The organism is Streptomyces sp. NEAU-sy36 (assembly GCF_013423905.1).
Classification (GTDB): domain Bacteria; phylum Actinomycetota; class Actinomycetes; order Streptomycetales; family Streptomycetaceae; genus Streptomyces; species Streptomyces misionensis.
The window spans coordinates 5,065,915-5,078,296 of the sequence record NZ_CP058977.1 but is presented as its reverse complement, the minus strand read 5'-3'; the positions used below and the strand labels follow the sequence as shown (position 1 = coordinate 5,078,296).

Here is a 12,382-nt window from a genome sequence, read left to right as displayed (position 1 = left end):
CACCGCCGGAACCTCTTCGAAAAGGAAAGGGAAAAGAAATGACGAACCCGTTCGAGAACGCCGAGGGCCGCTACGTCGTCCTGGTCAACGACGAGGGCCAGCACTCCCTGTGGCCCGACTTCGCCGAGGTCCCGGCCGGCTGGGAGGTCGTGTACACGGTGAACGACCGCCAGTCCTGCCTCGACTACATCGAGGCCAACTGGACCGACATGCGGCCCAAGAGCCTCGTCCGCCAGATGGCCGCCTGACCACGGCCGGCACGGGGGGACGGCGGTGAGCACGCCGCCCCCCGGCCGGCGGACACGCCGGCCACCCCGCGGCCCGATCCCTCTCCCACCTCCCCGAACGGAGCGCGCCATGAGCACCACCAGCCTGCCGACCCCCGGAGCAGCCGGCACCGCCGCGCCCCGACAGCCCGTCAAGAGCGTCGCGCTGGCCGAACCGCGCGGCTTCTGCGCGGGCGTGCGCCGCGCCATCGGCATCGTGGAACGCGCCCTCGACATGCACGGCGCGCCCGTGTACGTCCGCAAGGAGATCGTGCACAACCACCACGTCGTCGCCGAACTGGAAAAGCGCGGCGCCCGGTTCGTGGACAGCGAGGAGGAGGTGCCCGAGGGCGCGGTGTGCGTCTTCTCCGCCCACGGGGTGTCCCCGGCCGTACGGACCGGGGCCGCGCGCCGCCGGCTCGACGTGATCGACGCGACCTGCCCGCTGGTCGCCAAGGTGCACCAGGAGGCCCTGCGCTACGCCCGCGACGGACGGACCATCCTGCTGGTCGGCCACGCCGACCACGAGGAGGTCGAGGGCGTCCGCGGCGAGGCCCCCGAACGCACCCTCGTCGTGGAGAGCGAGGCCGACGTGGCGGCGCTCGCCCTCCCCGACGACGCGCCGGTGGCCTACCTCACCCAGACCACCCTCTCCTTCGACGACACCGCGCGGGTCGTCGCGGCCCTGCACCGCCGGTTCACCGACATCGTCGGACCGGCCGGCAGCGACATCTGCTACGCCAGCCAGAACCGGCAGAACGCGGTCAAGGCACTGGCCCACCGCAACGACCTCGTCCTCGTCGTGGGCTCGCGCAACTCCAGCAACTCCGCCCGCATGGTGGAGGTCGCCCGGGAACAGGGCAGCGCCGCCCACCTGGTGCCCGACGCCGGACACCTGGACGTCTCCTGGCTCGCCTCCGCCACTCGCATCGGCGTCAGCTCCGGCGCCAGCGCCCCCGAGTCCCTCGTCCGCGGGCTCCTCGACCGGCTGGCCGGCCTCGGCTACACCCACGTCGAGGTCGACCGGGGAACCCCCGAGGACGTCGTCTTCGCCCTGCCCGGCCGGCTCGCCGACCCGGGCACCGGTCGCACCCCGAGCACCCCACTGGCCGATGAAGCCCTGTGACCAGAACAGGAACCGTCATGACGTCGATCGATCCGGTCCCCGCAGCGGACGACCTGCGCGCCCTCACCCCCGAGCAGACGGAGGAACTCGCCGTCGGCATCAGGCGGTTGCTCGTCGATGAGGTGACCCGCACCGGAGGCCACCTCGGACCGAGCCTCGGCGTGGTCGAGCTGACCATCGCCCTGCACCGGGTCTTCGACTCCCCGCGCGACCGGCTCCTGTGGGACACCGGGCACCAGACCTACGCCCACAAGATCCTCACCGGCCGCGCCGGGGCCTTCGGGACGCTCCGGCAGCCCGGCGGACTGTCCGGCTACCCCTCCCGGACCGAGTCCGAGCACGACGTCATCGAGAACTCGCACGCCTCGACCGTCCTGTCCTACGCCGACGGACTGGCCAAGGCGCACGAACTCCAGGGCGTCACCGACCGCGCGGTGGTGGCCGTCATCGGGGACGGCGCGCTGACGGGCGGCATGGCCTGGGAGGGGCTGAACAACCTCGGGGCGGCCCCGCACCGCCCGGTGATCGTCGTGCTCAACGACAACACCCGCTCCTACGCCCCCACGGTCGGCGGCCTCGCCGAGCACCTGGCCGGGCTGCGCACCGGGGAACACAGCGGGCCCAGCGTGTTCGAGAACATGGGGCTGGCCTACCTGGGCCCGGTCGACGGGCACGACATCGCCGCCCTGGAGCGCGCCCTGCGCCGGGCGGCGGACCTCGGCCGCCCGGTCGTCGTGCACTGCCTGACCGAGAAGGGCCGCGGCCACGCCCCCGCCGAACAGGACGAGACCGACCGCTTCCACGCCGTGCGCCCCCGGCCCGCCACCCCGGCGGCCTCCGCCGAAGGCCCCGCCTGGACCGATGTGTTCGCCGCCGAACTCGAGGAACTCGGCGCCCGGCGCCCCGACCTCGTCGCCGTCACGGCCGCCATGCTCGCGCCCACCGGCCTGTCCCGCTTCGCCGACCGCTTCCCCGAGCGCACCTTCGACGTCGGCATCGCCGAACAGCACGCCGTCACCTCGGCGGCCGGCCTCGCCCTGGGCGGCCTGCACCCCGTGGTGGCCCTCTACGCCACCTTCCTCAACCGCGCCTTCGACCAGCTGCTGCTCGACGTCGCCCTGCACCGCGCCCCGGTCACCTTCGTCCTGGACCGGGCCGGGGTGACCGGCGACGACGGCGCCTCCCACAACGGCATGTGGGACCTCTCCCTGGTCCAGCTGGTGCCCGGACTGCGGGTGGCGGCGCCCCGCGACGCCGCCACCCTGCGCCGCGCCCTGCGCGAGGCCGTCGCCGTCACCGACGGACCCACCGCGCTGCGCTTCCCCAAGGGCACCGCCCCGGCCGCCGTCGCGGCGGTCGGCACCGTCGCCGGAACGGACGTGCTGCGCCGCCCCGCCACCGCGGCCCGCGACGTCCTGCTGGTGTCCGTCGGCACCATGGCCGGGGTCTGCCTGGAGGCGGCCGACCGGCTGGAAGAGCACGGTTTCGGCGTCACCGTGGTCGACCCGCGCTGGATCGCCCCCGTGCCCACCGCCCTCGTCACCATGGGACTCGACCACGGACTGGTCGTCACCGTGGAGGACGGCGGCCGCGCCGGCGGCACCGGCGCCGCCCTGGCCCAGGCCCTCGCCGACGCGGGCGCCCGCACCCCGGCCCGCACCCTCGCACTGCCCCAGCGCTTCCTGGACCACGGCCGGCGCGGCGACATCCTCGCCGCGTGCGGACTGACCGGACGCGGCATCGCCCGCGCCGTGGTCGAGGCGCTCGCCCACCGCGACGACGACATCCGCTACGACGCCCCGGCCCCCCAGCCCGTCGGCGCCGACCAGTAATCGGGCAGACCCCGCACCCATTCCCGCACCGGATCAGGAGAACCCCATGACGGTCCAGCTCGGCATGCCGCCGATGCCCCCGCCGGCACTCGCGCCGCGCCGGCCGACCCGCCAACTGGACGTCGGCGGCGTGGGCGTGGGCAGCGAACACCCCGTCTCCGTGCAGTCCATGACGACCACCGTCACCGCCGACGTCGACGCCACCCTCCGGCAGATCGCCGAACTCACCGCCGCCGGCTGCGACATCGTGCGGGTGGCCTGCCCCTCGCAGGACGACGCGGACGCCCTGCCGCTGATCGCCGCCAAGTCGCAGATCCCCGTGATCGCCGACATCCACTTCCAGCCGCGCTACGTCTTCGCCGCCATCGAGGCCGGCTGCGCCGGGGTCCGGGTCAACCCCGGCAACATCAAGAGGTTCGACGACCGGATCAAGGACATCGCCCGCGCGGCGAAGGACCACGGCACGCCCATCCGGATCGGGGTCAACGCCGGCTCGCTGGACCAGCGGCTGCTGGCCAAGCACGGCAAGGCCACCCCGGAGGCCCTGATGGAGTCGGCCCTGTGGGAGGCGAGCCTGTTCGCCGAACACGACTTCCACAACCTCAAGATCTCCGTGAAGCACAACGACCCGGTCGTCATGATCCGCGCCTACGAACTCCTCGCCGAGTCCTGTGACCACCCCCTCCACCTGGGCGTCACCGAGGCCGGGCCGGCCTTCCAGGGCACCGTCAAGTCCGCGGTCGCCTTCGGCGCGCTGCTGCGCCAGGGCATCGGCGACACCATCCGGGTCTCGCTGTCCGCGCCACCGGCGGAGGAGGTCAAGGTCGCCCAGCAGATCCTGCGCTCGCTGGACCTGCGCCCGCGCCGGCTCGACATCGTCTCCTGCCCCTCCTGCGGCCGCGCCCAGGTGGACGTCTACAAACTGGCGGCCGAGGTCGCCGCCGGTCTGGACGGGCTCGAAGCCCCGCTGCGCGTCGCCGTGATGGGCTGCGTGGTCAACGGCCCCGGCGAGGCCCGGGAAGCGGACCTCGGCGTGGCCTCCGGCAACGGCAAGGGCCAGATCTTCGTCAAGGGCGAGGTCGTGCGCACCGTACCGGAGTCGAAGATCGTCGAAACCCTGATCGAGGAGGCCCTGCGGCTGGCCGACGCCGACCAGGGCAGTGCTCCCAGCCCGCAGACGGCGTGACCCGAAGGAGGCCGCGGATGAACACCGAACAGCACATACGCCGTTACTACGAGCTGGTGGACGTCGGCGACGTACCCGCCCTCGTCGAACTCTTCGACCACGACGCCGTCTACCGCCGCCCCGGCTACGACCCGCTGGTCGGCAGGACCGAACTGGAGCGCTTCTACCGCGAGCAGCGCGTCATCAAGGAGGGCCGGCACACCCTGTCCACCACGCTGGTGCACGCGGACGGGGCCGCGGTGCACGGCACGTTCGAGGGGACCCTGCACGACGGCCGCTCGGTCTCGCTGCGGTTCGCGGACTTCTTCACCTTCACCGACACCGGCCGGTTCCGCAGCCGGGACACCTTCTTCTACGCCCCGCTGGTCTGACGAGAGGAGCACCGAGGTGACGACGGGACATGGCTTCGGGGAGCGGTTCACCGACCACATGGTGCTGCTGGAATGGACCGCCGAGCACGGCTGGGCGGGCCGCCCGCGCCTGCTGCCCCACGGCGACCTCGCGTTCAGCCCCGCGATGGCCGGACTGCACTACGGGCAGGTGGTGTTCGAGGGGCTCAAGGCCCACCGAAGGGCGGACGGGACGCTCGCCACCTTCCGGCCCGACGCCCACGCACAGCGCTTCCGGCAGTCGGCGCGCCGGCTCGCCATGCCGGAGCTGCCCGAGGAACTCTTCCTGGAGGCCGTGGACGCCTTCGTCGGCGCCGACGGCGCGGCCCTGCCCGCCGACGACCCCACCCTGAGCCTCTACCTGCGGCCGGTGCTCTTCGCCAGCGAGCCCTGCCTGGCACTGCGCCCCGCGCGCGCCTTCACCTTCCTGCTCCTGGGCTTCGTCACCGGCGGCTTCTTCTCCGACCGGCCCGATCCGGTGTCGGTGCTCGTCAGCCGGGAGTTCTCCCGGGCCGCCCCCGGCGGCACCGGGCAGGCCAAGTGCGCCGGGAACTACGCGGGCGCCTTCCTGGCCCAGCGGGCCGCGGCCGACGCCGGATGCCACCAGGTGGTCTGGCTCGATCCGGTGGAGCGCCGCTGGGTCGAGGAGATGGGCGGCATGAACCTCTTCTTCGTCCGCGGCACGGGCCCCACCGCCGAAGTGGTCACCCCGCCGCTCACCGGCACCCTGCTGCCCGGCGTCACCCGCGACTCCCTGCTCACCCTCGCCGCGCGGCGCGGCCACACCGTGCGCGAGGAGCGGGTCTCCGTCGAGCAGTGGCGCGCGCAGAGCGCGTCGGGCCTCGTCACGGAGACGTTCGCCTGCGGCACGGCGGCGCTGGTGGCCCCGGTCGGCGAGGTGTGCGACGGCACCGAGCGCTGGACGATCGGCGGCGGCAAGCCGGGTCCGTTGACCCTGGAGATGCGCGACGCGCTGAGCGATCTGCACCAGGGGCGGGCGCCGGACCCGCACGGATGGCTGCGCATTCACACCGGCCGGTAGGAGACCGGGCGCGCGCGGGCGCGTGCCGGAGGGCGGCACCGGGGACCCCACTCCCGGTGCCGCCCTTCGCGCTGCCCCCGCCCCGGTGGCGGTCGGCGAGACCGACCCCGGCCGACCGCCCCGGCCTCCCGCCGCCTCCCCGGAACCGCAGCCGACTCTGCTCACACCGCTGCCTCTTCTTCCCTGGGGGCCGTGCGCGAGCGGCGGCACGCTGCTGGGAAACACGGCTGGGAGGCTCACAGTGACAACAGGCCCGGCCCCCGAGGGGGCACCGCACGACGTGGACACCCGCACGGCATCCTTCGCCCAGCGCCGGCTGTGGTTCCTGGACCAGCTGGCGGGTTCCGCCGCCGGCTCGATGCTTCCGCTGGTCCTGCGCCTGCGGGGCACCCTCGACGCCGACCGCCTGGAGCGGTCGCTCGGCGGGATCGTGGCCCGGCACGAGGTGCTGCGCACCCGGTTCACCGCCGTCGACGGCGAGCCGGTGCCGGTCGTGGACGCCCCGGCCGGGCCCACCCTGCGCAGGACCACCGCGGCCGGGCCCGCCGACCTGTACGCCCGCTGCCTGGGCCGCCCCGTCGACCTCGGGACCGAGCACCCGGTGCGCGCCACCCTCGCCCGCGTCGCCGACGACGAGCACCTGCTGCTGATCGAGGTCCACCACATCGCCGTGGACGGCTGGTCCTGGGGCGTCCTCCTCGACGAACTGGCCGCCGGATACCGGGGGGAGACCGTCGCCCCGCCCGCCCGGCAGTACGCCGACCTCGCCCGCGCCCAGGCCGAGCGGCTGACCGGCGAGCGGCTGGAGCGGCTGCTCGGGCACTGGCGGGACCGGCTGGCCGGGCTGACCCCGCTGGACCTGCCCACCGACCGGCCCCGGCCCCGCCGCTGGGACGGCGCCGGCGACGTCGTCCGCTTCGACCTGCCCGCCGATCTGGTCACCGCCGTCGACGGCCTGGCCCGCTCCCGGCGCGCCACCCGCTACATGGTGCTGCTCGCCGCCTACCAGGCGCTCCTCGGCCACTGGTCGGGCCGCACCGACGTCGCCGTGTGCAGCACCCTCGCCGACCGCGCCCAGCGGGGCGCCGCCGAGCTGATCGGCCCGCTGGTCAACACCGTCGTGCTGCGCACGGACCTGTCCGGGCGGCCCGGCTTCGACACGCTGCTGGAGCGGGTGCGCGGGCGTGTGCCGGCCGATCTCTCGCACGCCGAGGCCCCCTTCGACCTGGTGGTCGGCGCGCTGGGCGGCTCCCGAGACCTGTCCCGGCACCCGCTCGCCCAGGCCTCCTTCACCCTGCTCAACTCCCCGATCCGGCCGGTGCGGATGCCGGGCCTGGAGGTGACCCTGGTCGAGCCGCCGCTGACCGAGACGCCCCTCGACGTCTTCCTGGACCTGACCCTGCGCACGGACGGCAGCATCGCCGCGATCCTCCAGTACGCCACCGCCCTGTTCGACGCCGCCACCATGCGCGCGTTCGCCCGGGCGTACGTGGCACTGCTGCGGGCCGTCCTCGCCGACCCCGCCGCCCCCGTGCACGAGCTGGCCCGCGCCCTGCCCGCCGGGCCCGGGGCCCCCGCCCGCCCCCGCCCCGAGTGGCACCACGCCCCCGACCGGCCCACCGCGCCCCCGAAACCGGTCGCGTTCACCGGCCGGCCCGAGGCGACCGCGCTGCGGTGCGGCGACGACAGCGCCACCTACGCGGAACTCGACGCCCTGTCCGGCGGACTCGCCGTCGCCCTGCGGCAGGCCGGCGTCGCCGAGGGCAGCCCGGTGGGCGTGCTGCTGCGCCGCGGCCTGTGGTCGGTCGCCGCCATCGAGGGGATCTGGCGGGCGGGCGGCGCCTATGTGCCCCTCGACCCCGAACTGCCCGCGCAGCGGCTGGCGTTCATGGCCGAGGAGGCCGGGCTCCACTGCGTCGTCGCCGAACCGGCCACGGCCGCCGCCGCGGGCCCGCTCGCCCCCCTCACCGTCGACGTCACGACCGTCGCACCCGATCCGGGCGGCCCCCGCCCGCGGCCCCACCCCCGGCAGCTCGCCCACGTCATCTTCACCTCCGGCTCCACCGGCCGGCCCAAGGCGGTCGGCGTCGAACACGCCGCGCTCGCCTCCCACGTGGCCGCCGCCCGGCAGCGCCTCGGCATCACCGCCGACGACCGGGTGCTCGCCTTCGCCTCCTTCTCCTTCGACGCCTCCCTCGACCAGGTGCTGCCCGCCCTCACCTCGGGCGCCACCGTCGTGATGCGCCCCGAGGAGCCCTGGCTGCCCACCCAGGTACCGGAGATCGTCCAGCGCTACGGCCTGACCGTGGTCAACGTGCCGCCCACCTACTGGTCCGAACTGGCCCTCAGCCTCGACCGGCGGCTGGCCGCGGCCCTCGCCCCGCTGCGGCTGCTGGTCCTCGGCGGCGAGACGGTGCCCGCCGACACCCTCGCCGTCTGGCGGGCCGCCGTGCCGTGGGCGCGGGTCTGCAACGCCTACGGGCCCACCGAGACCACCGTCACCGCCACCACCCACGACGCCGGTGAACCGCCCGCCGGCAGTGTGCCCATCGGCCGGCCGCTCGGCGACCGGCGGGTGTACGTGGTGGACACCGACGACCGGCAGGTTCCGGTCGGCGTCCTCGGCGAACTCCTCATCGGCGGCACCGAGGTGGCCCGCGGCTACCTCAACCGGCCCGCGCTGACCGCCGAGCGCTTCGTGCCCGACCCCTACGGCCCGCCCGGCCACCGGCTGTACCGCACCGGCGACCTCGTACGCTGGACACCCGGCGGCGAGCTGGAGTTCGCGGGCCGCCGCGACGACCAGGTCAAGATCCGCGGCTTCCGGGTCGAACTCGGCGAGGTGGAGGCCGTGTTGCGGGCCTGCCCGCTGGTCGCCGCTGCCGCTGCCCGCCCCGACCGGGCCACCGGACGCGCCCTGATCGGCTACGTCGTCCCCGCCCCCGACGCGCCGACGCCACCCGACCGGGCGGAGCTGCGGGCCTGGTGCGCGCGTCAGCTGCCGCACTACGCCGTGCCCTCGGACATCGTCGTCCTGGACGCCCTCCCGGTCGGCGTCTCCGGCAAGCTCGACCGGAACGCCCTGCCCGATCCCGAGCGGTCCCGCACGGCCGCGGACCCCGCGGGCACCGCGCCGCGCGACGAGACCGAACGCCTCGTGGCCGAGGTCTGGGCCGACGTCCTGGGAGTGGACCGGATCGGCATCGACGACAGCTTCTTCGACCTGGGCGGCCACTCCCTGCTCGCCACCATGGCGGTCTCCCGGATCGCCGGGCGGCTCGGCCGGGACGTCGAGTTGCGTACCCTCTTCGAGCACCCCACCGTGCGCGGCTTCGCCCCCCGCGTCGCCGGCGCCCGCGCGTCGGGCACCACCGAGGTGGTCCCCGTGGACCGGACCCGGCCGCTGCCGCTGTCCTTCGCGCAGGAACGCCTCTGGTTCCTGGACCGCACCTCCGACCGCGGCGACTCCTATCTGCTCTGGTACTGCCGACGGGTGCGCGGCGGACTCGACCGCGCCGCCTGGCAGCAGGCACTGGACGACCTGGTGGCCCGGCACGAGGTGCTGCGGACCGCGCTGATCGAGTCCGACGGCCGCCCCGTGCAGCAGGTCTGCGACCCCATGGCCGTCCCGCTGCACTGGGAGGCCGCGCCCGCGGGCCCGGACGAGGCCGCCCGGCTGGACGCCGTACGGCGGCGGGCCGCGGACCTCGCCACGCGCCGCTTCGACCTCGCCCGCCCACCGCTGCTGCGGGCCGGTGTGTGGGAGCTGGCCGAGGACGACCACGTGGTCCTGCTCGCCCTGCACCACGCCGTCACCGACGGCTGGTCCAAGGGCGTCCTGCTGGACGAACTCGCCCGGCACTACACGGCCCGGCGGGCCGGACGGGCCGCCGGACTGCCGCCACTGCCCGTGCAGTACGGCGACTTCGCCGTCTGGCAGCGCGAGCGCGCCGACAGCGGCGCACTGGAGGACCAACTCGCCTACTGGGAGGAGACGCTTTCGGCGACACCCACCCTGGACCTGCCCGCCGACCGGCCCCGCCCGGCCGCGTTCACCGGCCGGGGCGGCGCGGTCGAGGTCGAGCTGCCCGCCGGACTCGTGGCGCGCGTGGACGGCTTCGCCCGCGAGCGCGGCGCCACCCGCTTCATGGTGCTGCTGGCCGCCGCCCAGGCCGTGCTGTCGCGCTGGTCCGGGCAGACCGACGTCCCCGTGGGCACCCCCGTCGCCGGCCGCGGACGCCTCGAACTGGAGCCCCTGATCGGCTTCTTCGTCAACACCGTCGTGCTGCGCACGGACCTGTCGGGACGCCCCACCTTCGCCGCGCTGGTGGACCGGGTGCGGGACGTCGTGCTCGGCGCCTTCGACCACCAGGAGGTGCCGTTCGAACGGGTCGTGGAACGGCTGCGACCCGAACGCGATCTGTCCCGCAACCCCCTGTTCCAGGTCATGGTGGACGTCCAGGACGGCTCCACGAGCGGCTCCGGGCTGCCCGGACTCGACTCCGCGGACTTCCGGCTCCCGTGGGAGTCGGCCAAGTTCGACCTCACGGCCACCTTCGTGGTGCGCCCCGGCGGCTTCGCCCTGAACGTCGAGTACGCCGCCGACCTGTTCGAGGCGGCCACCGCCACCCGCTTCGCCCGCCATGTCGGCCGGCTGCTGGAGGCCGTCCTCGCCGACCCCGGCGCCCGTGTCGACGCCGCCTGCCTGCTGTCCCCCGGGGAGCGCGACGTCCTGGTGGCGACGGCGGGCCGGGAGGTGCCGGCCGCGCCCCGGCTGCGGGTGACCGGCCGGCCGGACGCCCCCGCCGTCGTCTGCGAGGGAACCACGCTGGACTACGCCCGGCTGGACGCCCTGACCGGCGGACTGGCCGCCGCGCTGGCCGACGGGGGAGTGGCCCCCGGCGACCCCGTCGGGGTGTGCGTCGCACGGGGCGTGTGGTCCGTGGCCGCGATGCTCGCCGTCTGGCGGGCGGGCGGCGTCTACGTCCCGCTCGACGCCCGGCTGCCCGAGGAGCGGCTGCGCTACATGCTCCGGGAGGCCGGGGCACGGCACGTGGTGACCGACGCGCACACCCGCGACCTCGTCACCACCCTCGGGGTGACGGCCGTCGCCGTGGAGGACGTACGGCCCCGGCCCGACGGCCCCCGGCGGACGGCCGACCCCGGCGAACTGGCGTACGTCATCTTCACCTCGGGCTCCACCGGCCGCCCCAAGGCCGTCGGCGTCGAACACCACGCCCTCGACGCCCATGTGGCCACGGCCCGCGAGCGGTTCGCGCTGACCGCGGAGGACCGGGTGCTCACCTTCGCCTCGACCTCGTTCGACGCCTCCCTGGAGCAGATCCTGCCCGCGCTGAGCACCGGCGCCACGGTGATCGTGCGCCCGGACGAGATCTGGGCCCCCGAGGAACTGGCCGACCGGGTCGCCGCCGAACGCGTCACCGTCATGGAGCTCACCCCGTCCTACTGGGCGGAACTGGTGTCCCGGCTGGACCTGCTGGCCCCGCGCCTCACGTCCCTGCGGCTGCTGGTGACCGGGGGCGAGGCGCTGCCCGCCGACCCGCTGGAGCGCTGGTTCGCCCACCTGCCCCGGGTGCCCGTGCTCAACACCTACGGCCCCACCGAGGCGGTGATCTCCGCCACCGCGCACACGGTCGGCACCGTCCCGGCCGGCCGGGTGCCCATCGGCCGGCCGCTGGGTGGCCGCCACGCCTATGTGGTCGACCCGTCGGGCGATCTCGCCCCGGCCGGCGTCCCCGGCGAACTCCTCGTCGGCGGGAGGGAGTTGGCGCGAGGGTACCTGGGCCGTCCGGGGCTGACCGCCGAGCGGTTCGTGCCCGACCCGTTCGGCGCGCTCGGCGGCCGGCTCTACCGCACCGGCGACGTCGTGCGCCGACTGCCCACGGGCGAGCTGGAGTTCCTCGGCCGCAACGACGACCAGGTGAAGATCCGCGGGTTCCGCGTCGAACCCAAGGAGGCCGAGGCGGTGCTGCGGCGGCACCCCGGGGTGCGGGGCGCGGCGGTCGTCGTGCGCGACCTGCGCGGCGAGCCCGCCCTGGTGGGCTACGTCGTGGGCGACGGACTGTCGCCGGATTCGCTGGAGACCCACTGCCGGGCCGAACTGCCGCACTACCTGGTGCCGTCGGCGCTCGTCCTCCTCGACGCGCTGCCGCTGACCGTGCAGGGCAAGCTGGACACCGCCGCCCTGCCCGAGCCCGCCGCACGCGAACCGCACGCCTTCGTGGCGCCGCGCACCCCGGCCGAGACGGTCGTCGCCCAGATCTGGTGCGAGGTGCTGGACCTGCCCCGGGTCGGCGTCCACGACGACTTCTTCGCGCTGGGCGGCCACTCGCTGCGCGCGGTCGCGGTCGCCTCCCGGCTGCGCACCGCCTTCGACTGCCCGCTCCAGGTCCGGGACCTCTTCGAACACCCCACGGTGGGCCGCCTCGCCGCCGAGGTGGAACGCCGGCTGCTGGAGCTGATCTCGCAGATGAGCGACGACGAGATCGACCTCTCGCTCACCGCCGACTTCTGAGGGCGC

Annotated in this window: 7 protein-coding genes; all 7 read left to right on the top strand. The window is 75.1% G+C overall.

Annotated elements, in window-relative coordinates; all coding sequences use genetic code 11:
• Positions 1-38: 38 nt before the first annotated feature.
• Positions 39-248 carry an MbtH family protein gene (locus HZZ00_RS22540; protein WP_070027727.1) on the top strand — a complete coding sequence of 70 codons (210 nt, stop codon included), beginning with the start codon at positions 39-41 and terminating at the stop codon, positions 246-248.
• Between the two features lie 109 nt (positions 249-357).
• Complete coding sequence (ispH, locus tag HZZ00_RS22535) at positions 358-1,392, top strand: 4-hydroxy-3-methylbut-2-enyl diphosphate reductase (RefSeq protein WP_180328137.1); 1,035 nt, start codon at positions 358-360, stop codon at positions 1,390-1,392.
• Positions 1,393-1,409: 17 nt separating this feature from the next.
• Entirely contained in the window at positions 1,410-3,224 is a 1,815-nt protein-coding gene (locus HZZ00_RS22530; RefSeq protein ID WP_180328136.1) for a 1-deoxy-D-xylulose-5-phosphate synthase, read from the top strand.
• Between the two features lie 46 nt (positions 3,225-3,270).
• Positions 3,271-4,410 (top strand): flavodoxin-dependent (E)-4-hydroxy-3-methylbut-2-enyl-diphosphate synthase, encoded by a 1,140-nt coding sequence (gene ispG, locus HZZ00_RS22525; protein ID WP_180328135.1) that lies wholly within the window; start codon positions 3,271-3,273, stop codon positions 4,408-4,410.
• A gap of 17 nt (positions 4,411-4,427) precedes the next feature.
• Complete coding sequence (locus tag HZZ00_RS22520) at positions 4,428-4,781, top strand: nuclear transport factor 2 family protein (protein ID WP_180328134.1); 354 nt, start codon at positions 4,428-4,430, stop codon at positions 4,779-4,781.
• A 16-nt stretch (positions 4,782-4,797) separates the two neighbouring features.
• On the top strand, positions 4,798-5,841 hold the full coding sequence (locus tag HZZ00_RS22515; RefSeq protein WP_180328133.1) for a branched-chain amino acid aminotransferase: 1,044 nt from the start codon (positions 4,798-4,800) through the stop codon (positions 5,839-5,841).
• A 241-nt stretch (positions 5,842-6,082) separates the two neighbouring features.
• Positions 6,083-12,376, top strand: coding sequence for a non-ribosomal peptide synthetase (locus HZZ00_RS22510; protein WP_180328132.1), 6,294 nt, complete (start codon positions 6,083-6,085; stop codon positions 12,374-12,376).
• Positions 12,377-12,382: the final 6 nt, after the last annotated feature.

Bases quoted from the DNA above. Each gene is read 5' to 3' on its own strand.
- HZZ00_RS22540 (WP_070027727.1), top strand. From the start codon at position 39: ATGACGAACCCGTTCGAGAACGCCGAGGGCCGCTACGTCGTCCTGGTC.
- HZZ00_RS22530 (WP_180328136.1), top strand. From the start codon at position 1,410: ATGACGTCGATCGATCCGGTCCCCGCAGCGGACGACCTGCGCGCCCTC.
- ispG (WP_180328135.1), top strand. From the start codon at position 3,271: ATGACGGTCCAGCTCGGCATGCCGCCGATGCCCCCGCCGGCACTCGCG.
- ispH (WP_180328137.1), top strand. From the start codon at position 358: ATGAGCACCACCAGCCTGCCGACCCCCGGAGCAGCCGGCACCGCCGCG.
- HZZ00_RS22520 (WP_180328134.1), top strand. From the start codon at position 4,428: ATGAACACCGAACAGCACATACGCCGTTACTACGAGCTGGTGGACGTC.